Genomic DNA, 25,952 nt, shown 5'->3' with positions numbered 1-25,952 from the left:
GCTTTTTTATCACATCAGCAGAGTGATGTTGGTTATCAGCGATAAGCTTCATTTTTGGTGACGGAATAACGACCGCTACCCAGCAACATGATAGCAACGCCGCCGAGGAAATACATCGCTTCGTTTTCCAAACCCCATGCACCCACTTGGGTCAGGGTGAAAAACTTACCGGTACCCACCATCAATACTGCAACCAGCAGGTTAACCGCATAAACAAATGCGGCAGGGCGGGTAAACAGGCCAAGAATAATCAGAATAGGGGTCACAATCTCGCCAATGTAAACACCATAAGCGACAAAACCGGGAATGCCCTGTTCCTGTAAAGACGCAGCTATCCAACTGGTGCCGTGCTGAATTTTTGCCACACCATGAAATAACATTAAAACACCGAACGTTAGGCGCAATAACAGTTTGCCGCCGTTCGGGTGATCCGTAAGCCGTGTGAACCAGAGATTGAGAGTTGCCAGCATATATATCCTTATCAAGAAAAGAGATAACCAGAAAATAACTCAGAGAAATTAATTCAGTATCGTCAGACTAGTACTATATTTCTATTGGATAATACTGACAGATTGTATCAAAAAAACTGATGTAAACTAATTCTCATTATCATTGGTTATATTATTTTGATCTAAGCTAGTTACTCATATAGCGAAGGTGCGCCCTCTGGCCGGGTTTTAAAACGCCGGTGGAGCCACATGTATTGATCCGTCGCGCGCTCAATCTCTTTCTCGACCACTTTATTCATAAATGCCGCAGCTTCGACTTCATTATCCAGTGGGAAGTTATCCACCGCTGGCTGTAAAAGCAGCTGATAGCCTTTCCCATCCGGTAGTCGGCGCGGGGTGAAAGGAATAATGGCCGGTTTACCCATGCGCACCAGCAGATAAGTCCCGGTGGTGGTGGCGGCTTGATCAACGGCAAACAGCGGCACAAACACACTGCTGCGTGGGCCGTAATCATGGTCTGGTGCATACCAGATAATCTCACCCTGTTTAAGGCTGCGGATCATCCCTTTGAGATCTTTGCGATCCAGCATGGCTTTGTTGGAGCGCATCCGGCCCCAAGTCTGCATCCAATCCATCGCTTTATTATCATGTGGCCGATAGACACCAATCCCTGGATTGTAAATACCAAAAATACGCGCACCCAGTTCCAGTGTCAGGAAATGCAAACCTATTAACAACACCCCTTTACCTTCATCGCGCGCTTTTTGGATATGTTCCAGCCCGCTAACACTGCACCAACGTTCAATGCGCCAATTAGGCCAAAACCACGCCATCCCGGTTTCAAATAACCCCATACCGACGGATTCAAAATTCTTTAGCAGCAGTTCGTCTCGTTCACTTTTGGGCATATCCGGGAAACACAGTTCCAGATTGCGCTGCGTAATGCGCTTGCGTCGTTTAAGAAATCGCATGGAAAAGCGGCCAAGGGAGGTGCCCATAGTATAAATCACCGGGTAAGGGAGTAGCACCAGCAGGTAGAGAATACCGAGACCGAGCCAGGTCAGCCAATAACGAGGGTGCAATAGTGAGCGATTAAAAGAAGGAGCTTGCATATCTGTTTTCATCGTCCTTGTCATTCGTTCGGACAGTTAACTATTTGCTATTGATGGTGCACTAGAGTTCATAAAAGAACCTCAATAGGCCCTGTACCAACCTGCTTATCTGTCGTTTTAAGGTAGACTATTGTGGCATTTTTAGGGGCTTACAGGAAAAAAGACCGCACCAAAAAACCATTTTTATGCCTTTTTGTTGAAGTTTTCAGCATAAAAAATATCTGTTTGATTATTATGTGACCAAGGTCGATTCGGCTATTTTATCGGATTTAATAAGCAGACTAATTCGGCCAGGCTATTGACGGCCATTTTTTCCATCACTTTGGCGCGATGGACTTCGACAGTGCGAACGGAGACACAGGCTCTATCCGCGATATCACGATTAATCAAACCTTGCATTACCCATTGGGCGATCATCTGCTCCCGTGGGGTCAGTGAGGCATAACGCAGTTGTACCTGTCGGCGGGTGACAAGCTGTTCTGATTGTACAAAACCTTGTTGTAATGCCGCGATTAACGGTGCCGTTGCGACCGGTTTTTGCAGGAAATCGATGGCTCCTAATTTCATTTGTTCAACCGCTTGTGGCACTTCGCCGTGCGCGGTGAGAAATATCACCGCCAGCGTACTGTTTAACTGGCGCATCCGGGCATAAACCTCAGTGCCATCAAGCAATGGCATGCGAATATCGAGCAATACTACGCCGGGCTGATATAAATCAGCTTGTGCCAGAAAACGGTCGCCCTCATGCCACACTTTCACTTTATAGCCGAGGCTTTCCAGTAAAAAACGGCAGGCATCAGTGACGGCAATATCGTCATCAACCAAGTGAATCAGTGACAAAACTAAGCTCCTTGCTTGGGTTAAGTGGCAACGTCACGATGACATGCAGCCCCATATGTCCATTGGCGGCAACCTGATTGTGTAATGTCAGAGTTCCGCCCTGGCTGTTTATTAGCCGCTGGCAAATCACCAGACCCAGGCCGAGGCCTTCACTTTTGCTGGATCGGAAAGGGGCAAAAGGCTGGCTGAGTTGCTCTGAGGTCAATCCTCCGGCGTCATCTTGCAATGTCAGTGTCACCGCGTTGGCTTGCTGATGAGCACTAAACCATAACTGACACGCACCCGCTTGCAAACTATTGGTTATCAGGTTGCATAACACCTGATCCAGTAACGTCGGCGGTAAATGTAGCGCAATCTGTGGGTCAATATCGGTATGTAGCTGGCAAGGCGGTTGATGTTGCTCCGCCCCCAATAATTGCCACAGATGCAACAGCAGTTCTGGCAGCGGCTGGCTGATGGTCGCCCTGTCAGATGTGGGGGATTTCCCTGCCCACAAGCGCAAGTTAGCAATGGTATCGGCCCCGCGTTGAGCCTGCTGACTGATCTGCCCGAGAATGGGTAATAACGGATGATCCGCTTGCTCTCGTTGCAGGCGAATAGCGCAGCCGTCGGCATAATGTTGGATAGCAGACAGCGGTTGGTTCAGTTCGTGAGCAAAGCCTGATGCCATTTCGCCCAGAATACTCAGCCGTTGGGCCTGTTCTAATGCGCCTTCCTTGATTCTGAGTTGCTGGTGTAGTTGTTCAAGCTGGCGACTGCGGCGGCGCACCAGAAAAGCGACCCAAATATGATTAGCGCCGAGCAGCAGCAGAATCAGCGCAATGGCAGCAATCAACAGCCGGTGCTGCTGTGCCCAATCGAGAATTTGTTGCCAAAAATAGGGCTGTTGCGGGTGCTGATTGACCGAGCGCAACAGGGTTTCAACCTGACTGGTCGAGGAGGGGGCACCCCACTGCGGCGCCTTGCTGTCAGCGGGGTTGAGCAAAATTCGCGTTACATTATCGGCTAACTGATCTGGCACATGTGATAGCGCGGCAAATGACCAGTTTGGGTACAACTCGGTACTGGTTAGGCAGGGGATAGAGGCTTGTTTTGCCAGTAATGGCCGAAAATCGCGGGCATGCACCAACCCTTCAGCTTGCATATCTTCCAGCAAACAAGTGGGGACAATAGCCGCAGAAATGGCGCGATCACGCAGTAGATAAATTAGCGCATCTACCGGAAAGCCAGAAAAATTCAGCTTGAAATCCTGTTCAGGTTGTAACCCTGCATCGCGTAATGCTTTGTATCCCAATAAGTAACCGCCAAAAGCCTCAGGTGACACCGCGCCGACACGTTTGCCTGTCAGCCCCAGTGGTGAGTGGATATCACTGTCAGCCCGCACCAAAATGACACTGCCAATCACATTGCGACTGGTGCCATCTGGCTCATGACTTGAGCGCAAAGACACTAACCAGCGCAGCGGAAAGTGGCTATCAATCTGCACATATTGCGCCGGATTAGTGAGCAGAAAATCAATTCGATTCTGCGCCACGGCGTTTTTCATCGCATGTAAGTCCAGCGGTAATAACTGAAAATGCTGCTCCGGCAGTTGCTGATTCAAATTATCGACCAGCGGTTGCCAATGTGCTTGTGCCTGAGCATCGCCGCGTAATGCCAGCACGCCAATCGTCCAATCATGGGCGTGGGCGGCAGAAATACAGCCAAACAGCATTACCGCCAGCACTCTGAAATACATGCATGTTCCTTTTTTATGATCCCCGTCGCAGGGTGCAATTGTCCTGGATCAAGTCCCTAAAGGGAATGTGGAAAACCACAATAGGGCTTCTGTTCGTCGATTTCTACAATCCCTGTATCAAGAAGAGGGTGAGAAAAAATGGATCAAGGGAAGAGAGCATTTCTACAGCGTCTGGGGGTGTTAACCGCCGGAGCCGCACTGGTGCCATTAGCTGATGCGGGCTGGCAGATGGAGCCAGTACGTAAACAAGGTGATATCAAACGGCGCTATGCCATGTTGATTGATTTACGCCGCTGCATTGGTTGCCAGGCATGCACCGTCAGTTGCGCCATTGAAAACCAACTGCCGCAAGGCCAGTTCCGCACCACCGTTAATCAGTATCAGATTGCGCTATCGGGGGCAGAAAGTGTCACTAACGTATTACTGCCTCGCTTGTGTAATCACTGTGATAACCCGCCTTGTGTGCCGGTCTGCCCGGTACAAGCCACTTATCAGCGGCAAGACGGCATTGTGGTGATTGATAATACCCGCTGCGTAGGTTGCGCCTATTGTGTGCAGGCTTGCCCTTATGAAGCGCGGTTTATCAATCACAGCACTCAAACGGCAGATAAATGTACTTTCTGTGTTCACCGCCTTGATGCCGGGTTATTGCCAGCCTGCGTGGAGTCCTGTGTCGGTGGCGCGCGGATTATTGGTGACTTGCGTGATGGCAACAGCACATTGCGCAAAATGCTATTGGAGCATGCCGCTGACATCAAAGTATTGAAGCCGGAGCAAGGTACCCATCCACAGGTGTTTTACCTCGGATTAAACGAGGTGTTTACCCAGCCATTACCAGGCCAACCAGCGCTCTGGCAGGAGGTTCATGCATGATCCATGAAACGATGATTCGTGAAATTCTGGCTCGCCCACAGGATATCGCCTGGCTACCCTGGGCCGTGCAATATTTCTTCTTTATCGGACTGGCGTGCGGCGCGGTGCTGTTTGCGGGCGGGCAGCGCATCTGCGCCCGTCAAGGGAAGTTGTCTGCGCAGCAAAGTCAATGGGAGTTCGCGGCACTGATGCTGGCGGTGACCGCCGTCGTGGTTGCCCCTCTGGCGCTAAATGCGGATCTTCATCAACCGGCCCGCGTTTGGCATTTTTATGCGTATTTCACCCCGTGGTCGTGGATGTCATGGGGCTCCATCTTCTTGCCGCTGTTTAGCCTGTTGGTGATGGGCTATTTTCTGGCGCTGATTTATAGCCGGTTAAAGGCCAAACCCTTACCACGGCTGCTGGCCGGGTTGGCACTACTTTGTGGGCTTTCCGCTATCAGCATTTTGCTTTACACCGGGCGAGAGGTATCGATATTACGCGCCCAGCCGCTGTGGTTTAGCGGGTGGTTACCGCTGTTTATTTTCCTGACTGCCTGTCAGGCCATTCCCTCTTTGTTGGCGCTATGGCTATGGCGTGAACCGCAATATCAACGCCCGCTGGCGCGCTGGCAACTGATCAGTTTAGGGGCGCTGGCATTAGTTACGCTGCTATGGGCAAGCGGCGATAACCTTTCCGCCCAAGCCCTGCGCCATTGGGCTGTTCAGTCGCCATTCATCGCGTTATTTCCGGTAGCGCTGTGGTTGCTGTTATTCGGATTGGCTCTATTCAATGGCAGAAAAACATTATCCACTCCCGTGATAGTAACTCAGGCATTGATCGCACTGACACTGTGTTGGTCAGTGCGCTGGTTGCTACTGATGCAAACGCAAACCTTGCCTAAATACAATGTGTTAGATAACCCCTACACCTTGCCATTGGGTAGCGAAGGATTGCTGGCAATTATTGGTACCTTTGGATTATGGGTCGCAGCAATCATTGCTATCCGCGAAGGTGTCAAATGGCTTGAACAAAAAGTAACAGGTGCAAACCGAGTGAAAGGGGAAATACATCATGGCTAAGTCTACACGGCGTCAATGGTTAAAGGGCAGCTTAGCCTTGGGTGGCGTAGTGGCGTTTGGTGCCAGCTACCATGCGGTCGCGCGCAAAACACTGGCTGGATTGGTGGATGGCAGTGCGGGCAAACTGACACTTGATCCCATCAGTGGTAATGCTTTACCAACAGAAGGACGAGTTGGGCCACAGTGGCAGGCCAATCTTCAGCAGGCTGTTTCCATGACACAATGCTTTGGCTGTTGGACTCTGTGCGGCTTGCGGGTGCGGGTCGATACCCAGCAGAACAAGATCCTGCGCATCGCTGGTAACCCTTACCACCCCTTATCTCATGACCACCACTTCCCTTATCAATTACCGGTAGGCGAAGCGCTGCAACGTCTTGGCGGTGAGCAGGGCATGACAGGGCGCTCGACCGCTTGTGCCCGCGGGGCAACCCTGTTGGAAGGCGTCGATAGCCCTTACCGCATCACGGAACCGATGAAGCGAGTGGGGCCGCGCGGTAGTGGTAAATGGCAGCGTATCAGTTTTGAACAATTAGTCGCTGAGGTGACCGAAGGCGGCGATTTATTTGGCGAGGGGCCGGTTGAGGGGCTGCGCGCTATCCGTGATTTGGATACACCCATTGATGCTAAACAGCCCTCTTTAGGCCCGAAAGCTAACCAATTGCTGGTAACCAATGCCGGTGATGATGGGCGAGATGCTTTTATTCAGCGCTTTGCTCATCAGGCATTTGGCACCAAAAACTTGGGTAGCCACGGTGCCTATTGTGGGCTGGCCTACCGCGCCGGTTCTGGTGCGTTGATGGGGGATTTGGACAAAAATGCCCATGTTAAGCCTGATTGGGATAACGTCCGTTTCGCCCTGTTTTTGGGAACCTCACCGGCGCAATCGGGTAACCCGTTTAAACGTCAGGGGCGACAGTTAGCCAATGCCCGCCAACGGGATGATTTCAATTATGTGGTGGTCGCTCCTGCTTTGCCGCTGACCACCACACTGGCCAATCAACATAACCGCTGGGTTCCGGTACTGCCGGGAACCGACGCCGCACTGGCGATGGGAATCATCCGCTGGATTATTGAACAGCATCGGTTTAATCACGCTTATCTTGCCATTCCTGGTGAAATGGCGATGCAAGCCGCCGGGGAGCGCAGTTGGACTAATGCCAGTCATTTGGTTATCACCACAGAAACCCATCCGCTGGCGGGGCAGTTTTTACGCGCCAATATGTTGAGTGGTGAACCCGTCGCTGAGGGAGATGAAAGCCCGGTATTAGCGCAAGCCATTGATGGAGCGTTACAACCCGCCGCTCAGATGTTACAGGCCGAATTGTTTGTCACCCAAGACGTCACCTTACATGATGGTCAAAAGGTACAAGTGCAATCGGGCATGACATGTCTGCAACAAGCTGCTGCGCGCTTTACGCTGGCCGAATACAGCCAGCAATGTGGCGTGCCGGAAGCGACAATTATTGGTTTAGCTCGCGAGTTCACTGCCTATCAGCGTCAGGCTGCGGTGATTTCACATGGCGGCATGATGGGGGGCAACGGGTTTTACACCACCTGGGCAGTCATGATGTTGAATGCCATGATTGGTAATCTCAACCTGAAAGGCGGAGTGTCGGTCGGCGGTGGCAAGTTTGATGGTTTTGCCGATGGGCCACGTTACCAGTTAGCCACCTTTGTCGGCATGGTTAAGCCAAAGGGGCTACCGCTATCGCGCAGTAAACAGCCTTATGAAAAGTCAGAAGAATATCAGCAGAAAATCCAACAAGGGCAATCAGGTTATCCGGCCCGTGGCCCGTGGTATCCGTTTGTTGGCGGGCAGTTAACCGAACAATTAGCCCCAGCACTGGCGGGTTACCCCTATCGGCTGAAAGCCTGGATAAGCCATATGACCAACCCGCTGTATGGGGTGGCGGGCCTACGCAATCTGATTGAAGAGCGGTTGCAAGACCCCCGTCAGTTACCCTTATTTATCGCTATCGATGCTTTTATGAATGAAACCACCGCGTTGGCAGATTATATCGTGCCGGACACGCATAATTTTGAGAGTTGGGGGTTCAGTGCGCCGTGGGCTGGTGTACTAGTGAAGGCCAGCACCGCTCGTTGGCCAGTGGTGGAGTCACGTACCGCCCGCACCGCACAAGGTGAACCGGTGGCAATGGAGAGTTTCTTGATTGCTGTTGCTAAGGCGATGAAGTTGCCGGGATTTGGGGCTAATGCCATGCAGGATAGCGAGGGGAATAGCTTGTCGCTGGATCGCGCGGAAGATTATTACTTACGCGCGGCAGCCAATATTGCCTATGGTGGCGAAAAGCCGCTGCCAGCGGCCGTTGATGACGAATTGCGCTTAACCGGCGTCGATCGTCTATGGCCTGCACTTCAGCGCAGTTTGTACCAAGACGAGCAGCGGCGTGTGGCTTATTTGCTGGCGCGTGGTGGGCGGTTTGCGCCGTATGAGAAAAGCTGGAACGGTGACGCCACTGGGCCACAATGGAAAAAACCACTGCAAATCTGGAATGAAAATGTGGCGAAACATCACCATGCCATTACCGGTGAGCGCTACAGCGGCTGCCCGACCTGGTATCCGCCGCGCCTGGCGGACGGCTCGGATGTGTTCCAGCATTATCCGGTAACCGACTGGCCATTACGCTTGATGTCATTTAAGTCTCATCTGATGAGCAGCTCAACGGCGATGATTGAGCGCCTACGTGCGGTCAAATCCACCAATCTGGTAGCGATCAACCCACAAGATGCGCAACGTAATGGTATTCAACATGGTGATATTGTGCGGTTAATGACCCCAGGAGGGCAGATGGAGGTGCAAGTCAGTCTATTGGATGGCGTTATGCCTGGTGTTGTTGCCATTGAACATGGTTATGGTCATCGCGAAATGGGTACCAGAGCTCACACTCTGGATGGCGCTGTGATGGCGTCAGACCCACGAATCGGCCAGGGAACCAATTTGAACGATCTCGGTTTTACCGACCCCACCAGAGAAGTCCCCAACACCTGGCTCGATTGGGTGAGTGGCTCGGCAGTCCGGCAGGGGCTACCGGCTAAATTGCAACGAATAAGCTAATACAAGACAATTTTAACCCAAGGATAAATAAATCCCTCTCACTTGCAGAGGGATTTTTTATTTCTGCGTTATGATAGTGTTGGTGTATTTATTGGTTAATCACTTACGTGGTGTTATTCATTCTTATCGGAGAGCCGTCGATGACAGCTGCAAAACTCAGTGCGGGATTATTGGTCGTCGGGGGCATATTGGGTTATTTCGGTGCCGATTGGCAGAGCAAAACGTTACTGATTACCGCTGGAGTTGCTTTACTCACCGGCGTCGTTCTCTCCGCTTTTACTGATCGAGATTGTCGCTAGAGATGTGCCCTGTTGGTGTTTCAGGTATTATATGCGCCGCACGGGGTGACCGGTGCCAAAATATCAGTTCTATTGCGCGATGATTTACCGTGGTTAGCAGTCGAATGACTTACGTAACCCATTGAGCAGTAATTAAATATTTATCAGTAACCTCTCTGAAAGACAGGAAAGTACACCATGCCAGTGTTACATAACCGAATTTCTAATGAGGAACTTAAAGCGCGCATGTTGGCTGAAACCGAACCGCGCACCACAGTTTCTTTTTATAAATACTTCATATTGGAAGATGCGAAAGCCTTCCGCGATAACCTCTATAGCCAATTTATTAAGCTCGGCGTTTTCGGCCGGGTTTATGTGGCCAAAGAGGGTATCAACGCCCAAATTAGCGTGCCTGCCAACCGTTATGATGAATTTAAAGTGGCGCTGTTTGCCGCACATCCTGCGTTGGATCAGGTACGGCTGAATGTCGCGCATGAAGATGACGGCAAGTCATTTTGGGTGCTGCGTATGAAAGTCCGCGAGCGTATTGTGGCTGACGGCATCGATGATGATAGTTTCGATCCCAGTAACGTTGGGCATTATCTGAAGGCCGATCAGGTTAATCAGATAATTGATGACCCTGATACCTTGTTCGTCGATATGCGTAATCATTATGAATACGAAGTAGGCCATTTCGAAAATGCGATAGAAGTTCCTTCGGATACTTTCCGCGAACAATTACCGATGGCAGTTGATATGCTACAACATGACAAAGAGAAGAATATTGTTATGTATTGCACCGGTGGGATTCGCTGTGAGAAAGCCAGCGCCTATATGTTGCATAATGGTTTTAAAAACGTCTATCACGTCGAAGGCGGGATTATCGAATATGCCCGCAAAGCAAAAGAACAAGGTTTGCCACTTAAATTTATAGGTAAAAACTTTGTTTTTGATGAGCGGATGGGTGAGCGGATCTCGGATGATGTTATTGCGCATTGCCATCAGTGTGGCACACCAAGCGACACACATACTAACTGTAAGAATGATGGCTGCCACTTGCTATTTATTCAGTGCCCCGCCTGTGCTGCAAAATTTGAAGGTTGCTGTAGCCCGATTTGTCAGGAAGAGCTGAAGCTACCTCAAGAAGAGCAACGCGCTCGCCGGGCAGGACGTGAAAACGGCATTAAGATATTTAATAAGTCTAAGGGGTTACTGCAAACAACGATGCATATTCCCATACCGGAAAAGGGCATAGATAAGTAATATCTGAGGTTAATGACAAAGTGCCCGTAGTGGTGAAAACAGGCAGATCGTAAAGACGCCGTACTTCTTTTGTTAAAACAAGCATCCTTGTAGGCTCGAGCCGCGCCCTCCCTGGCGCGGACGCTTTACTCTTCTGCCAGTCCTCACCTTGCAATATTGGGTTGTCGAGGTTTGTCAGCAGTCTGAGATAAGTAATATCTGGTGCTATTAAAATAAGGCGTTGTCGGTTATTTTATCCGATAACGTCTTTTTTTTGCCATTTTGAGCCGTGGCGGTTCCAATACAAGGATTGATAATGACAAAACCTGTGGTAAGTGGCCAAGGGTTGCGCTTAGTTGCGATGCTGGCAATGTTGGTCGTGATTATGGCTGGGATCAAGGCGGCGTCGCCTATAGTAGTTCCCTTTTTACTGGCAATATTTCTCGCTATTGTTTTAAACCCGTTGGTGAAATTACTCGAGAAAATAAAGATCCCCCGCACACTGGCTATCGTCTTACTGGTAACCATTATTGTTTTGCTGATGGCATTGCTGTTTAGCCGCTTAGGTTCTTCATTAAATGAATTTGCCCGTTCATTACCGCAATATCGCGGAATGATGCTGGAAAAAATGCGCGACCTGCAAGAATTTGCTATGCGCTTTAATATCGAATTCTCGGTGGATGACATCATGAAGCATGTCGATCCCAGCATGGCGATGAACTTTATTACCCGTCTGCTTAGCCACCTTTCTGGAGCAATGGCCAGCACCTTCTTGCTATTAATGACAGTCGTCTTCATGTTGTTTGAAGTCGAGCGCTTGCCTTATAAAATGCAATTGATGTTTGATAACCCTGAGCAAGGAAACGCCATTTTACGCCGCGCACTGAATGGTGTGACACATTATCTGGTGATTAAGACCATTATTAGTATCGCGACGGGGATTGTTATTTGGTTATTTTTGGCCGCGATGGGGGTCAGATTTGCATTCTTATGGGGGTTATTAGCTTTTGTTCTCAATTACATTCCTAATATCGGGTCAGTATTAGCCGCCATCCCACCTATTATTCAGGCTTTGCTATTTAACGGTTTTGCCGACGCATTTGCCGTAACGGGTGGTTATATACTCATCAACCTGATTGGCGGTAATATTATTGACCCGCGCATGATGGGGCGCGGCTTGGGGTTATCAACGCTGGTGGTATTCTTATCATTAATTTTCTGGGGATGGCTATTGGGGCCAATAGGTATGTTGCTCTCAGTGCCGTTAACCATTATTGCCAAAATCGCACTAGAATTAACGCCTGCTGGTTATAAGTTTGCAGTGTTACTGAGCGATGGTAAGCCTGCCAAAACTGAGACAGAGAAGCCAATATCTTGATTTGAAAATCTGAGGACAGCAGGTGATTTCTATACCTGCTGGCCCACTCAATGCCAGAGGGATGGTTCGGGCAGTAAACTAATAGAAAAAGAAATAAATATCCAGCGCCAACAATATCAACCACAAACAGATATAGAGTATTAGATGCTCCCGCACATTATTGATAACTATTGAAAGCAATTTATTTAACATACTGACTGCCTGCGGCTAAAATCATCGCGCATTATAGGTGTTTTTAATTGGATAAACAATAATCTGGAAGTTAAATTAGTGTGTTTTGAAATAATCAAAAGAAATGATTTATCTACAGATATGTGCGTAAAAGATGAAAATTGGAGCGTGGGGGTATATAAAATAATTTAATTAGAATGTAACCGATACTGGCTAACAGCAGGCTGTTTTGCATTATATTGTTCCGGCTACATTACTCGTGATTTAAACTTATATAAATATTGGCTCGGCTCGGTATTAAGCACTACTTGGAGATGTTTTTCTAAATATAGACTAATTTCTAGTAGAGATATTTGAATACGTTGTAAATAAAACACAGCTCCAAGCGATTCCTGACTTTTATTTTCTCAGTAATATGGCGTTTATGTGAGTAAACGGTGCTATCGCTGATATTTAATTTTTTAGCGATACGGTAGTTGGGCATTTCTGTCATCCAATAGCACATGACTTTATGTTCTTGCGGGCTGAACAGTGATGCGGGGCATGACAGATGTGACTTGCCTGCATCGTGTGAAACACGGGATAAGCTTTGAAGCAGTTCAGGCAAATGCTTTTTAGCTAGAATAGAAACAGAGCCAGTCAGAGGGATTGGTGTTTCACTAAATGGATAGGCTGCATCCAGATAAATATAAACTTTTGCCTGATCACAACAACGTATAAAATGTTCTAATAATGGACAATGACCACCAAAACGACAATATTGGGTAAGATTAACAATTATTATCTCAGGATTAAAATCCTGGATAGTTGATGTTGCTTGTTCAACTGTAGGTACATCTCTTAATTTAAGCGATGTTGAGTTATTTAAATAAGTATTTACCCCTGAGCGGGTATAAAAACATTCATCAATAATTAATATCTTCATATGACATACATCCTTGTCTAACTGCAACCATACCTGGCTGCATACAAGGGTAAGGTAATCCTCTGATGACTACGGCGTCAATTCGGGATTTGCGATGTTTCTTGACGGATTTAACGAATAAACCTCCTGCTAATAATAAAATTAAGAGTGTTTTGTACTGAGATTGAAATATAAGAAATGCAAATAAATTGCCAATAACTCATCTTAAAAGCAAATGAGTATTGGCAACAATTTAATCAGCGAATTGTCATTCGTGGCCTAAGAATGAGTAAATCGCGCCAGTGAAAAGGCAGAAATATCAATAGGTGACGTTTTATCTTGCGCAAAGAGTGCGGCGACTTCACCCAGTGCAGTGGCAAACTTAAATCCATGACCACTTAAGCCAGTCACCACCATAATATGGGGGTTATCCGGCAAGGTGTCGATGATGAAATCTTCATCAGGGCTCATATCATAACTGCATGCTGCGCCATGTAGGCAAACACCCACGCCAGGTAAGAAATGACGCAAAAAGCCAAATACTTCGGTACCATCTTCAGCATAAGCACCAAACGGCTTACGCTGTGCGGCTGATTCTATCGGTTGACCACCATTATGTTTACCCAATTTCAGTTCATCATTTTGTGAGGGAAAACCGTAGTAATGAATGTTATCCGGAGTCTCTACGGTAAATGCCGGGAAATGATTCCCTTCACTGTAGCGACCATCGGCATGGTGCCAGGAGAAGACTTTGCGTATGGCTGTTATGGGTAATTGCGGTAGTAACTCTTTCACCCAGGTTCCGGCGGTGACCACCACTTTCCTGGCGCTGTAGGTACCATCAATGGTCACGACATCAACCCCATTATCCAAGGGTTCAATCGCGGTAACCGGGCAGTTAAATAAAATACCGCAACCCGCCTCAGTGACGGCTTTGATCAGTGTTTTTATCGCCAGTTCTGAGCGCAGATAACCCGATTGTGGTTCGAACACACCAATATAATTATCCGGCACAGTAAATACCGGCCATTTCTCACGAACCTGCGCTGCATTTAAAATATCGACTGGTAAATTATATTGTTGCGCGCTGAGCTGTGTATTTTTCAGGAAAGTCGAATCATCAGGTCCCAAATTGAGTACACCACTGGCCTGAAACAATTTTTCACCAGTCTGAGCGGAGAGTTGATCCCACAGTGCTTGTGCGCGTAATACTAATGGAACATATTTCTCGCCTTCACCGTATGCATGGCGAATGATTCTGGTATCGCCGTGGTGGCTACCTGACTGGTGAGGAGGCATTGCACTGTCAATCATCAGCACTTTTAAACCAGCTTGTGAGGCGTAGTAACCTGCGGCGGAACCGACGGAGCCACTACCAATGACAATCAAATCATAATCCATATTTTTCACCTTGGTGAATATCATCGCTAGCCTTATTTAACACTGTTCGATTTGCAATGCAGTTTTATCCTGATAATAAACAGAATGATTTAAATGAAAGGCGGCAAGTCGCGATAAAAATTAAAACGATAGTAATAGCACGGGGTCAGGGAGAGCAAAAGGGATGTTAGCGATATTATGGTGGGAACGGTTAATAAAAAGGCATCAAGTGATATTCACTGATGCCTTTTTATGCGCGTTGAGAAATTAATTGTAGGTGATAATTAATGCTTACGACGGTCAAGATCTTGGTATTCTGATGACTCAATTTTAGCAATGCCTGCTTCTAAGATATTTATTAATTGGCGTGCAACATCAGTCGTCAGCCAGAGTGTTCTATCAACCAGCGCATCTTCAGGCGGTTGATCCATGGAAGACAGGTAATGAAGACGTATCATCATCGCGTCATATGCATCTACAGTGCTGATATCCCAACCTACGAGCGGGTGAGTCTGGATAACTTCATCATTTCTGTCCATAAAGACCCCTTATATAGTAGTTACTAACTGGAGTGACTAGCGAGGATCAATGCGACTCAATACTAAGTGAACTTTTTTAGTATACGCAAGCGCTGGTGAATGTGGAGATTATCAACAGATCTTTACAAATTATTTATTTTCTGATGATTAATTAAGCGAAGATTAAAATGAAAAAAGCCGAGGAGCGATTCCCCGGCAAAACAGCATTTACCTATACCCGTCATACTTAAAGCTGCATGTGCGTTGGCTACGCTCAATAACCCGAATCACTTACGACACAGTAAGCTCATCGGGATTTTCTCACTAGCCGCCTTCCCGCAACTTAAATCATTTAGGATATACAACATATTTTTTATTGTGATTTATTCCGCATCGAACCAATCATCCGCGCTTTCCCATATTTCTTGTAATATTTCAGAGATGAGATCTTTATCGGTTTTGGCACCGCCTAAAACAGAAAGATTATTGGCCCCGGCATAACGCACTTGTACTGCGGTAGTGGTATCCGGGAATTTAGTATTCAGTCGTTTACTCAATTCATTGGTGAGTGCTTCGATAGCACCTGCGGGTAACTGATTTTTTTTATCAATACTGACTTCAACACGCATATTTAGCCCTCCGAATATTCATACTGGTTATTTATACAGTATAAAAATTCGGGCTGCAACTGGCGGATAAAAAAATTTGAGGCAGTAGAGAAAAGCGCGCTCTACCGCCATAGTTATCAAGCTTTAACTGACCAGTTGATGGTCTGGCCGGCAAGGAAAGGAATAATAGATTCGTTTCCAAGTGAGATTTCTTCTGGTTGTTGGAAAGGAACCCGAACCAATTCAACAAAATCTTCGTTAACGGGCAGACCATAGAAACGTGGGCCGTTCAAAGAGCAGAATGCTTCAAAATGTTGCAGTGCGTTCATCTCTTCAAACACAGAGGCATACGCTGGAAGTGCTGACGGGGCATTGAACACACCTGCACAGCCACATGATGACTCTTTACGATGTTTGGCATGCGGTGCTGAGTCAGTTCCGAGGAAGAAGCGCTCAGAGCCACTGGCAACCGCTTGACGCAGGGCTTCTTGATGAGTACTGCGCTTTAGAATCGGCAAACAGAACAGGTGAGGGCGAATTCCACCAACCAACATGTGATTACGATTGAACATCAAATGCTGAGGGGTGATGGTCGCACCAAGGAAACGATTGCCTGCCAGCACATAATCGGCTGCGTCTTTGGTGGTGATATGCTCAAAGACAATTTTCAGCTCTGGGAATTGACGGCGTATCGGTTCCAGGATTTGGTCAATAAAGCGAGCTTCACGATCAAAAATGTCCACAGCCGCGTCAGTGACTTCCCCGTGGATCAGTAACGGCATGCCTATCTTCTGCATCTGTTCAAACAGCGGATAAATTGCTGGAATATCAGAAACCCCATGGGTTGAGTTGGTGGTGGCATTGGCCGGATAAAGCTTAGCGGCGGTAAACACACCTTGTTCAAAACCGAGAGTCAGTTCATTGACGTCCAGAGTATTGGTCAGGTAGCACGTCATTAGCGGTGTGAATTTATGGCCCGCAGGAATTGCCGCCAAAATACGTTCCCGATAGGCAATGGCACTGGTAACTGTGGTTATCGGGGGTGTCAGGTTTGGCATGACAATAGCCCGCGCAAACACCTCGGAAGTATAGGGCAGCACGGTACTGAGCATTTCGTCATCACGTAAATGAATATGCCAGTCATCGGGGCGGCGAATTTTCAGGGTTTGGGGTTGTGCAGTCATTCAACGAGCTCCGCAGTCATGATGAGATATCGGGGTTTTTGTGCTGTTTCCGGCGGGGTCTAAGGATAAGCGGAAAGTGCTCCAGATGCATCTGATTGTTACGGCTAAGTTGAAAACAATGCAAAAAGGGGCTCTTATAGAGAGGTTTCGAAAAAATTGCCCAAGTTGGTGAGCGATTGATTTATCGTCAAATACGCTAGTTAAATGTACAGATGGGAGAATAACTATGGAAGTTCGCGTTATTGCCAGTTTAGTGGCGAAACCTGAGTTTATTGCTGAGGTTACCGCCGCAGTTCATCAGGTTATCGAACCGAGTCGTGAAGAGAAGGGGAATCTGCAATATGATCTCCATGCTGAAAGCGACCAAAAAGGCTCTTTTGTGTTTTTTGAGCGCTGGGCATCTGAGGATGCATTAGAAAAACATAATAAAACCGAACACTTCAAAGCGTTTGTCAAAGCTATTGAAGGCAAGTTGGAAAGCCTTGAGATAAAGAAAGTGAAGCAAATCGCGTGACAATCTTTGCTCAATAAAAAACCCGCCAAATGGCGGGTTTTACACTATTAGGGCCGAACGATATTGCTACTATTCAACCGATTGTGGCTTTGTTGCTGGTGCTGTTGCTTTAGTTGCTGCCGCATGACCACCCGCAGAACCTTTACCTGCAAAATCAAAGGCTGGACGTTCCCAATGGCCTTGGCTTGGCGATGCTGGTTCGTAATCAGGTGCTGGTGCTTTGGTCATTGGCGCTGAAGCATAGTGCTTGAATAACACACCTTCAGGATGAGCAACAACTGGCTGCGGCGGTGCAACGGCAACAGGAGCTGTGTCGGTTGGTGATTCAGTTACCGTAGCTTCTTCTGCCACAGTATCTTCAACCACTGTTTCCGTCACGATTGGTGCTTCAACCACCGCTTCTTCAACTGTCACTTCTTCAACTGTCACTTCTTCAACTACAGCTTCTTCAACTACAGCTTCTTCAGCGACTGTCGCATCTTCAACTACAGCTGCTGTTTCTTCAACAACAGGCTCTTGGGTTACGGCTTCTTCCACGACAGCGACGGGTTCGATTGTCGTTTCAACCACAGTTTCTGCTGCTGGTGCAATGTCAGTTACCTGAGTAGGTTCTTCAATCGCACGGGTTTCAACGATTGGCGCTACAGTTACCGTTTCTACTATTGCTGTTTCCACAACAACCGGCGCACGGCCCGGTACGGCAGCAGCGGATGACGAAGAACCACCTGGCTTATGTTGTGGGGCTGGAGTCGGCACGACAGTTTCAGTTACGGCAGCAACGACAGGCGCAGCAACGACAGGCGCAGCAACGACAGGCGCAGCAACGACAGGCGCAGCAACGACAACAGGTGCGGCAACAACAGCGACTTGTTCTACTACAGCAGTAACTTCCTGCACGTACTCAACTGGCTGTGGTTCTTCAACCGGATTTTCCACAAAGGCGGGTTCAAACGGTTGAGCTACTGGATAACGCACCCACACTTTACCTGATGCCATTTCTGGTGAAGCGAAAGCACCCGCCAGCGGCATAGCTGACTGAGTTGGGTAGCGCTCATCACGATAGCGGCGACGACGTTGACCACTGACACGCAGGTGGCGAGGTGAGCGGCGAGAGCGACGTGGCATGCCATTTTCATTGTTGCCATTACGATCGTTCGATGCTTCATCATCGGCCTGAGAGCTTGCTGGCGGCAGCAATTTCACTTCTTCCTGCACTACTGGCGCAGCAATGTGGGAAACTGGCTCGCTAACAGAACTTTCCAGAACATTCAGCTCATCATTCGCGGATTGAATACGGACTTTCTGATTCAATTGGCGACGTTGACGGCGCTGCATCACCTGTTGGCGTTCTTCTTGCTCAGGTTGTGCTTCTTCGACTACAGCTGTGACGATATCCGCATCAACTTTAGCTTTAACGTCTTGTGATACCTGGCGTTTATCATCTTGTGGACGACGACGTTGGCGATCACCGCGACGCGCTGGCTGTTCTTCACGCTGTGCTTTATCTGCTTCAACAACTTCAGTCTGTGCCTGTGGTGCCGTTGCTTGTTGCGCCGGGCGTCTATTATTGCGGCGCTGATCGTCACGGCCTTCGCGATTGCTATTATCGCGGTTAGCATTGTCACGGTTGCCGTTATCACGAGTGCTATTATCACGGGCATTGTTGTCGCGACTACTGTTATCACGACCTTCGCGCGGCGTGCGGTCACCACGGTCTTTGCGGCCATTATTCTGGCGGCGAGGATTACGGCGATCATTACGACGGTTTTCGTTGGTTTCAGTTTTCTCAACTTCAACCGGTTTCACTTCAGTTTCTGTTGAACCCCCGAAGAGACCTTTCAGCCCACTGAACAGGCGGCTAAGGAAACCAGGTTGTTCTGCCACCGCAGCTGTTGCGGCCTGTGGTGCGGCTGTTGGTTTAACATTCGCAGCAGCAGGGGCTGACTCTGGTGGCACTTCTGTTGGCAGAGAGAACGTCGCCAGCGCCGGTTGCTCTGGGCGTTTACGTTCGATGGTCGCTTCTTCCAACGGTTGTGCCATTTCAGCTTCATGCAGCTGTGGCAGCAAATAGCTGAGAGAAGGGACTTCTTCGCCTTTGCGCACGCGAAGTACAGAATAATGCGGCGTTTGCATCTGATCGTTTGGTACGATCACTGCCCGCACACCACCCTGGCGTTTTTCGATGGCATTAACAGATTCACGCTTTTCGTTCAGCAGATACGATGCAATTTGTACCGGCACAATAGCGTGAACTTCATGGGTATTCTCTTTCAGCGCTTCTTCTTCAATCAAACGCAGAATAGAAAGTGACAGCGATTCGTTGTCACGAACGGTACCGGTACCGCTACAGCGTGGGCACACATGGTGGCTTGACTCACCGAGTGATGGGCTGAGGCGCTGGCGGGACATTTCCAGTAAACCGAAGCGAGAGATACGGCCAATCTGGATACGCGCACGGTCTTGACGAACGGCATCACGTAGGCGGTTTTCTACTTCACGTTGGTGGCGTACCGGTGTCATATCGATAAAGTCGATGACAATAAGGCCACCTAAGTCACGTAGGCGCAACTGGCGGGCAATTTCATCGGCGGCTTCAAGGTTGGTATTGAATGCCGTTTCTTCGATATCACCACCACGGGTAGCACGTGCGGAGTTGATATCAATCGCTGTCAGGGCTTCGGTGGTATCAATAACGATAGAACCACCGGAAGGCAGACGTACTTCGCGTTGGAATGCAGATTCAATCTGTGACTCAATCTGGTAGTGACTGAATAATGGGATTTCGCCACTATACAATTTGATTTTGCTGCTGAAATCCGGGCGGCCAAGTGCTGCGATATGCTCTTTAGCCAGTTCGAGAACTTTAGGGTTATCGATCAGGATTTCGCCGATGTCCGGGCGCAGATAATCACGGAAAGCACGAACAATGACGTTACTTTCCTGATGGATCAGGAACGGCGCAGGGCGGCCTTCAGCGGCTTTTTTAATCGCATCCCAGTGCTTCAGACGGAATGATAAGTCCCATTGCAGCGCATCAGCAGATTTACCAACACCCGCTGTACGAACAATCAGACCCATGCCATCAGGCAACTGCAGGGAGGATAGGGCTTCTTTCAGTTCAGTGCGGTCATCACCTTCGATACGGCGAGAAATACCACCAGCACGTGGGTTATTAGGCATCAGAACTAAATAACTACCTGCCAGGCTGATGAAAGTCGTGAGTGCGGCACCTTTATTACCGCGTTCTTCTTTATCAACCTGAACAATAACTTCCTGGCCTTCGCGCAGCACATCTTTGATGTTTGGGCGGCCATGAGAGGAATAATTACTAGGGAAATATTCGCGAGAAATTTCTTTTAATGGGAGGAAACCATGTCGTTCAGCGCCGTAATCAACAAAAGCGGCTTCCAGACTGGGTTCGATTCGGGTGATTTTACCTTTGTAAATATTCGCTTTTTTCTGTTCATGACCTGGGCTTTCAATATCCAAATCATACAGCCGCTGTCCATCTACAAGGGCAACACGCAACTCTTCTTGCTGAGTTGCGTTAATCAACATTCTTTTCATCTTTAACTTACTCGTTTTTTTTACATTGGCGTTAGAACTGCGGGCAAAATAACCTCTATGGTCGGGTAAACCGATGACCCCGAGTCTTCTAGCAAAGCCGTCAACCTCACGGTTGTCGCCTGCATAGGGGCGCATTATTTCGGTAAGCCTGTGTTTCTTTCTGAAAAACAGCGCTTTTTATATAAAGGGTAGCTTCTGAATATAAGACAACAGAGCCTGACCCACTTGCCGACCAAGCTGCAACCCGCAGCCCGCTAATTGCTTGATTTCACATTACGTCTTACGCCATTGCTGCGTTTTTGTGTGATCAGGCAAAGTTTATTATTCCACAAGTCTCTTGGTCTAACGAGAATCAACGCAGAATTAACCACATTATTCCATTGCTGACACTGATATAGCAAGATGACTTTACCTGTCTACGTAAAGATTCTTTTACTGTATTCACAGTGTTGGCGGCTATCGTTGTCTTATTAAACAATAAATGCGCGCAAACGTTATCTTTAAATAGCCAGATTGACAGTTAAGCACAGAAAAAGGGGTGGCGCTAATTCCTCGGTGTAATTAGAATCGCGCCCCATGAAAACGAATAATCCAGCAGTACAATTAATCACCATTTCTGCCGACGAAGCGGGTCAGCGGATCGATAACTTTTTGCTCACGAAATTGAAAGGTGTGCCAAAGAGTATGATCTATCGCATCGTGCGCAAAGGTGAGGTCCGCGTTAATAAAGGGCGCATTAAGCCAGAATATAAACTGGCTGACGGTGATGTGGTCCGTGTACCACCGGTACGTGTCGCCGAGCGCGAAGAGATTCAGGTATCAGCTAAACTTGATAAAGTGGCTGCTCTGGCTGATTGCATTCTATTTGAAGATGATTATCTCTTAGTGTTAAACAAACCTTCCGGTACGGCTGTCCACGGCGGTAGCGGTTTAAGTTTCGGGGTGATTGAAGCATTACGTGCACTTCGTCCTGAAGCGCGTTTCCTGGAATTGGTTCACCGCCTTGACCGCGATACCTCTGGTGTTTTGTTGGTAGCCAAAAAACGCTCGGCTTTACGCTCTTTACATGAGCAACTGCGCTTGAAAGGGATGCAAAAAGATTATTTGGCTTTGGTGCGCGGGCAATGGCAATCCCATTGCAAAGCTGTTCAGGCGCCTTTGCTGAAAAATATTATGCAAAGTGGCGAGCGTATGGTGAAAGTCAGTAGTGAAGGCAAGCCATCTGAGACGCGTTTTAAAATAGAAGAGCGTTTTGAGCATGCAACATTGGTTAAAGCCAGCCCGATAACGGGTCGTACACATCAGATTCGCGTGCACACACTGCATGCCGGCCACCCGATCGCTTTTGATGATCGTTATGGTGACCGTGAATTTGATAGCCAATTGCAGGGGACAGGGTTACATCGCTTATTCCTGCATGCCGCAGCTCTACGTTTTGAACATCCGAATACCGGTGAAACCATGCGCATTGAAGCTCCTTTGGATAATCAATTGCGCCATTGTCTGGCGGTATTACGCAAGAAAGCCGCGATTTAAAATGCGGCAAGCCGTTTTAACGCTATCCGTATTTTAAAAGCTATCCGCATTTTAAAGTAAGGGATTGACCCCTTGCTCAATTAACATTTGGGTGAGGGCGATTAATGGCAGGCCGATGAGCGTATTCGGATCACGGCCCGATAGCTTGTCAAATAAAGTGATGCCCAACCCTTCACTTTTAAAACTGCCTGCACAATTCCACGGTTGTTCCCGCACTAAATAACCCTCAATTTCTGCGCTATTTAATCTGCGGAAATAAACATCAAATGTTTCGCAAAGGCAATTATGACTACCGGTTGCTGTATTGAGCAGCGCCAGCCCGGTATAAAAAGTGACACATTGGCCGCTGGCTTGTTCTAACTGCTTGACCGCATTGGCATGATTATGGGGCTTGCCGACGATGGAGCCGTTGATAACACACACTTGATCAGAACCGATTATCAAGTGTTGTGGGTAATGAGCGGCCAGCGCTTGGGCCTTTGCGCGTGCCAACCGTTGCACCAGCGCGCTTGCGCTCTCGCCTTGCAATGGGCTTTCATCAGTTTGCGGCGCAGCAGTGATAAAGGGTAATTGCAGTTTCTCCAGCAATGCGCGGCGATATGATGATGTTGAGGCTAGAACTAATTGCGGCATAATATTTTCCATAAACCGTGGCGTAATTTAATCAGGCATTTTAAACTGTCTGCCGCTTCGGAAGCGAATATTGGTGAAAGGTGCAGTAAAACGGCCTTTTTCTTTGACTCTATGTCGTTACAAAGTTAATATGCGCGCCCTATGCAAAAGGTAAAATTACCCCTGACCATTGATGCGGTTCGTACCGCTCAGAAACGTTTAGATTACGCAGGTATCTATTCGCCTGAGCAGGTTACACGAGTAGCCGACTCAGTGGTAAGTGTGGACAGCGATGTCGTGGCCTCATTATCGTTTAATATCGATAATCAGCGTCTGGCGGTTATTACAGGTCATGCGGACGTCGATGTAACATTGATGTGTCAGCGCTGTGGTAACACGTTTGCACACCATGTTCATACAACGTATTGTTTTAGCCCGATCGTCAATGATGAGCAGGCTGAAGCATTACCGGAAGCGTACGAGCCGATCGAAGTCGATGAATTTGGCGAAGTTGATCTGCTGGCTATGATTGAAGACGAAATTATTCTTTCACTGCCTGTCGTTCCGGTACATGATTCTGAACACTGTGAAGTGTCCGAGGCGGACATGGTATTTGGCAAACTGCCTGAAGAGGCGGAGAAACCTAATCCATTTGCCGTATTAGCCAGTTTAAAGAAAGTAATTAAGGAGTAAGGTCAATGGCCGTACAACAGAACAAACCCACTCGTTCCAAACGTGGCATGCGCCGTTCACACGATGCGCTGACCACTGCCACTCTGTCTGTGGACAAAACTTCCGGTGAAACTCACCTGCGTCACCACATCACAGCCGACGGTTTCTACCGCGGCCGCAAGGTTATCGGCTGAGTAGTACTTGCTAATCTTCTTTAGCAAGGCGATACCTTGACTTGTCTAACCCTAGCGTTAGATGCAATGGGTGGGGATTTCGGTCCCCACGTCACAGTGCCTGCTTCATTGCAGGCACTGGCCTCTAATCCAAAACTAAAACTCCTGCTGGTCGGGAACCCCGACACCATCACTTCGTTACTTGTTAATGCCGATCCTTTGTTGCTGGAAAGGTTACAGGTAATCCCCGCTGAGCATGTTATTGCCAGCGATGCTAAACCCTCACAAGCGATTCGTGCCAGCCGTGGTACCTCTATGCGTATTGCATTAGAGCTTGTCAAAAACGGTGACGCAGCAGCCTGTGTGAGTGCAGGTAATACTGGGGCATTGATGGGGTTGGCGAAGATGATGATTAAGCCACTGGATGGAATAGAGCGCCCGGCATTGATGACGGTCATCCCCAATCAGCAACGCAGCAAAACTGTGGTACTGGATTTAGGGGCTAACGTCGAATGCGATAGCACGATGCTGGTGCAATTTGCCGTCATGGGTTCGGTGATGGCAGAAGAAGTTGTTGGCATAACAAACCCGCGTGTTGCTTTGCTCAATATTGGCGAAGAGGAAACCAAGGGGTTGGATAATATCCGCGAAGCCGCCGCAGTATTAAAAAATACACCGACTATCAACTATATTGGTTATCTGGAAGGCAATGATCTGCTGACAGGCAAGACTGATGTGATGGTTTGTGACGGCTTCGTGGGTAACGTCACTCTAAAGACCATGGAAGGTGTGATAAGAATGTTCTTGTCACTGCTCAAATCATCGGGCGACGGCAAAAAACAGTCATGGTGGCTTAAACTTATTGGCCGTTGGCTGCAAAAACGTGTAGCTAAGCGGTTCGGTCATTTGAACCCCGACCAGTATAATGGCGCATGTCTGTTAGGATTACGGGGCATCGTAATCAAGAGCCACGGCGCTGCGAATCAACGCGCATTTGCCGTTGCCATCGAACAGGCTGTGCAGGCGGTGCAGCGGCAAGTCCCACAGCGGATTGCCGCGCGCCTTGAAGCGGTTTTACCCAAGAGTGACTGATCGTACATGTATACTAAGATTCTCGGTACGGGGAGTTATCTGCCCGTACAAGTGCGCAGTAATGCTGATTTAGAAAAAATGGTGGATACATCGGACGAGTGGATTGTCACCCGGACAGGTATTCGTGAGCGGCGTATTGCCGGGCTGGATGAAACAGTCGCAAGTATGGGTTTCCACGCAGCTGAAAAAGCGCTGGAGATGTCCGGTATTGATAAAAATGATATCGGGCTGATTATCATAGCTACCACCTCCTCAAGCCATGCTTTCCCGAGCTCGGCCTGTCAGGTGCAGCAAATGCTGGGTATCAAAGATGCTGCCTCTTTCGATTTGGCCGCAGCTTGTGCTGGTTTTACCTATGCACTCAGTGTTGCTGATCAGTACGTGAAAAGTGGTGCTGTCAAACATGCCATCGTCATCGGTTCCGACATGCTTTCGCGTGCGCTGAATCCTGAAGACCGTGGCACGATTATTCTGTTTGGCGATGGTGCCGGTGCCGTGGTACTAGGTGCCTCGGAGCAGCCGGGCATTCTCTCTACTCATTTGCATGCAGATGGTAAGTACGGTGAATTGCTGGCACTGCCGTATCAAGATCGCCAACACCAAGAACAGCCAGCCTATGTCACTATGGCGGGTAATGAAGTCTTTAAAGTTGCAGTAACAGAACTTGCCCACATTGTGGACGAGACTTTGCAGGCCAATAATCTGGATCGCTCAGCGCTGGATTGGTTGGTACCGCATCAGGCTAACCTGCGTATTATTAGCGCAACGGCCAAAAAATTAGGCATGGGGATGGATAAAGTGGTGGTCACACTCGATCGTCATGGCAACACCTCTGCGGCATCCGTACCTGCGGCACTTGACGAAGCAGTACGAGATGGGCGAATTCAACGTGGGCAGTTAGTGCTGCTGGAAGCATTTGGCGGCGGCTTTACCTGGGGCTCAGCGCTGGTTCGCTTCTGATTTAACAGAACCTT

General features: G+C 48.4%; 24 protein-coding genes. 12 read left to right on the top strand and 12 right to left on the bottom strand.

The features are described from left to right. Positions 1-35: 35 nt before the first annotated feature. The 4 genes from QSV56_RS07130 to ttrS form a co-directional block, all read right to left on the bottom strand. Positions 36-470 carry a DoxX family protein gene (locus QSV56_RS07130; protein WP_005157877.1) on the bottom strand — a complete coding sequence of 145 codons (435 nt, stop codon included), beginning with the start codon at positions 468-470 and terminating at the stop codon, positions 36-38. 170 nt (positions 471-640) lie between these two features. Next, on the bottom strand, positions 641-1,561 hold the full coding sequence (locus QSV56_RS07125) for a Kdo(2)-lipid IV(A) acyltransferase (protein ID WP_046052001.1): 921 nt from the start codon (positions 1,559-1,561) through the stop codon (positions 641-643). A gap of 255 nt (positions 1,562-1,816) precedes the next feature. After that, positions 1,817-2,401: a tetrathionate respiration response regulator TtrR gene (gene ttrR, locus QSV56_RS07120; protein ID WP_301211681.1), complete on the bottom strand. Its 585-nt coding sequence runs from the start codon at positions 2,399-2,401 to the stop codon at positions 1,817-1,819. After that, positions 2,379-4,139 (bottom strand): tetrathionate respiration histidine kinase TtrS, encoded by a 1,761-nt coding sequence (gene ttrS / locus QSV56_RS07115; protein WP_301211679.1) that lies wholly within the window; start codon positions 4,137-4,139, stop codon positions 2,379-2,381. Before ttrS ends, ttrR begins: the two co-directional genes overlap by 23 nt. 138 nt (positions 4,140-4,277) lie before the next feature. On the opposite strand from ttrS, the gene ttrB reads away from it, so the two are divergent. From ttrB to QSV56_RS07085, 6 genes are all read left to right on the top strand, one after another. Continuing rightward, complete coding sequence (gene ttrB / locus QSV56_RS07110) at positions 4,278-5,012, top strand: tetrathionate reductase subunit TtrB (RefSeq protein ID WP_046050738.1); 735 nt, start codon at positions 4,278-4,280, stop codon at positions 5,010-5,012. Next, the gene (ttrC, locus tag QSV56_RS07105) at positions 5,009-6,073 is read left to right on the top strand and encodes a tetrathionate reductase subunit TtrC (protein WP_050122396.1); all 1,065 of its coding nucleotides are present in this window, start codon (positions 5,009-5,011) and stop codon (positions 6,071-6,073) included. Before ttrB ends, ttrC begins: the two co-directional genes overlap by 4 nt. Then, the gene (gene ttrA, locus QSV56_RS07100) at positions 6,066-9,149 is read left to right on the top strand and encodes a tetrathionate reductase subunit TtrA (protein WP_301211676.1); all 3,084 of its coding nucleotides are present in this window, start codon (positions 6,066-6,068) and stop codon (positions 9,147-9,149) included. Before ttrC ends, ttrA begins: the two co-directional genes overlap by 8 nt. A gap of 140 nt (positions 9,150-9,289) precedes the next feature. After that, positions 9,290-9,448: a hypothetical protein gene (locus tag QSV56_RS07095; RefSeq protein WP_005157903.1), complete on the top strand. Its 159-nt coding sequence runs from the start codon at positions 9,290-9,292 to the stop codon at positions 9,446-9,448. Positions 9,449-9,625: 177 nt separating this feature from the next. Beyond that, positions 9,626-10,690: a rhodanese-related sulfurtransferase gene (locus tag QSV56_RS07090; protein ID WP_301211674.1), complete on the top strand. Its 1,065-nt coding sequence runs from the start codon at positions 9,626-9,628 to the stop codon at positions 10,688-10,690. Between the two features lie 295 nt (positions 10,691-10,985). Beyond that, positions 10,986-12,047 (top strand): AI-2E family transporter, encoded by a 1,062-nt coding sequence (locus QSV56_RS07085; RefSeq protein ID WP_263698513.1) that lies wholly within the window; start codon positions 10,986-10,988, stop codon positions 12,045-12,047. 78 nt (positions 12,048-12,125) lie between these two features. Here QSV56_RS07085 and QSV56_RS07080 read toward each other — a convergent pair whose 3' ends face one another. From QSV56_RS07080 to pyrC, 6 genes are all read right to left on the bottom strand, one after another. Continuing rightward, positions 12,126-12,239 carry a DUF2770 family protein gene (locus QSV56_RS07080; protein WP_071988901.1) on the bottom strand — a complete coding sequence of 38 codons (114 nt, stop codon included), beginning with the start codon at positions 12,237-12,239 and terminating at the stop codon, positions 12,126-12,128. Positions 12,240-12,558: 319 nt separating this feature from the next. Next, entirely contained in the window at positions 12,559-13,143 is a 585-nt protein-coding gene (locus QSV56_RS07075; RefSeq protein ID WP_019079808.1) for a LuxR C-terminal-related transcriptional regulator, read from the bottom strand. A gap of 258 nt (positions 13,144-13,401) precedes the next feature. Beyond that, complete coding sequence (gene solA / locus QSV56_RS07070) at positions 13,402-14,523, bottom strand: N-methyl-L-tryptophan oxidase (protein WP_005170765.1); 1,122 nt, start codon at positions 14,521-14,523, stop codon at positions 13,402-13,404. Positions 14,524-14,786: 263 nt separating this feature from the next. Continuing rightward, on the bottom strand, positions 14,787-15,041 hold the full coding sequence (gene bssS / locus QSV56_RS07065) for a biofilm formation regulator BssS (RefSeq protein WP_005157914.1): 255 nt from the start codon (positions 15,039-15,041) through the stop codon (positions 14,787-14,789). A 362-nt stretch (positions 15,042-15,403) separates the two neighbouring features. Further along, the gene (gene dinI, locus QSV56_RS07060) at positions 15,404-15,649 is read right to left on the bottom strand and encodes a DNA damage-inducible protein I (RefSeq protein WP_005157917.1); all 246 of its coding nucleotides are present in this window, start codon (positions 15,647-15,649) and stop codon (positions 15,404-15,406) included. 116 nt (positions 15,650-15,765) lie between these two features. Then, positions 15,766-16,812 (bottom strand): dihydroorotase, encoded by a 1,047-nt coding sequence (pyrC, locus tag QSV56_RS07055; protein WP_019079806.1) that lies wholly within the window; start codon positions 16,810-16,812, stop codon positions 15,766-15,768. A 226-nt stretch (positions 16,813-17,038) separates the two neighbouring features. Between pyrC and QSV56_RS07050 the strand changes: the two genes are divergently transcribed. Further along, on the top strand, positions 17,039-17,326 hold the full coding sequence (locus QSV56_RS07050) for a putative quinol monooxygenase (RefSeq protein ID WP_019079805.1): 288 nt from the start codon (positions 17,039-17,041) through the stop codon (positions 17,324-17,326). A 69-nt stretch (positions 17,327-17,395) separates the two neighbouring features. Here QSV56_RS07050 and rne read toward each other — a convergent pair whose 3' ends face one another. After that, positions 17,396-20,893, bottom strand: coding sequence for a ribonuclease E (gene rne, locus QSV56_RS07045; RefSeq protein WP_301211705.1), 3,498 nt, complete (start codon positions 20,891-20,893; stop codon positions 17,396-17,398). A gap of 576 nt (positions 20,894-21,469) precedes the next feature. Between rne and rluC the strand changes: the two genes are divergently transcribed. Further along, entirely contained in the window at positions 21,470-22,429 is a 960-nt protein-coding gene (gene rluC / locus QSV56_RS07040) for a 23S rRNA pseudouridine(955/2504/2580) synthase RluC (protein WP_046050744.1), read from the top strand. Between the two features lie 51 nt (positions 22,430-22,480). Here the strand turns inward: rluC and QSV56_RS07035 are convergent, their stop codons facing one another. Then, positions 22,481-23,062: a nucleoside triphosphate pyrophosphatase gene (locus tag QSV56_RS07035; protein ID WP_046050745.1), complete on the bottom strand. Its 582-nt coding sequence runs from the start codon at positions 23,060-23,062 to the stop codon at positions 22,481-22,483. Positions 23,063-23,203: 141 nt separating this feature from the next. Here QSV56_RS07035 and yceD point away from each other — a divergent pair, with 141 nt between their 5' ends. Genes yceD through QSV56_RS07015 form a run of 4 tightly spaced genes read left to right on the top strand, consistent with a single transcriptional unit; the run spans position 23,204 to position 25,938 of the window. Next, positions 23,204-23,734, top strand: a complete 531-nt coding sequence (yceD, locus tag QSV56_RS07030; RefSeq protein WP_004709643.1) for a 23S rRNA accumulation protein YceD — start codon at positions 23,204-23,206, stop codon at positions 23,732-23,734. A gap of 5 nt (positions 23,735-23,739) precedes the next feature. Next, positions 23,740-23,907 (top strand): 50S ribosomal protein L32, encoded by a 168-nt coding sequence (gene rpmF, locus QSV56_RS07025; protein WP_002210931.1) that lies wholly within the window; start codon positions 23,740-23,742, stop codon positions 23,905-23,907. Between the two features lie 36 nt (positions 23,908-23,943). After that, entirely contained in the window at positions 23,944-24,978 is a 1,035-nt protein-coding gene (gene plsX, locus QSV56_RS07020; RefSeq protein ID WP_071843368.1) for a phosphate acyltransferase PlsX, read from the top strand. A 6-nt stretch (positions 24,979-24,984) separates the two neighbouring features. Continuing rightward, positions 24,985-25,938 (top strand): beta-ketoacyl-ACP synthase III, encoded by a 954-nt coding sequence (locus QSV56_RS07015; protein WP_019079801.1) that lies wholly within the window; start codon positions 24,985-24,987, stop codon positions 25,936-25,938. The last annotated feature ends 14 nt before the right edge of the window (positions 25,939-25,952 follow it).

This window comes from Yersinia sp. 22-579 (assembly GCF_030433455.1).
Classification (GTDB): Bacteria; Pseudomonadota; Gammaproteobacteria; order Enterobacterales; family Enterobacteriaceae; genus Yersinia; species Yersinia enterocolitica.
This window is presented reverse-complemented; position numbering and strand designations above follow the sequence as displayed.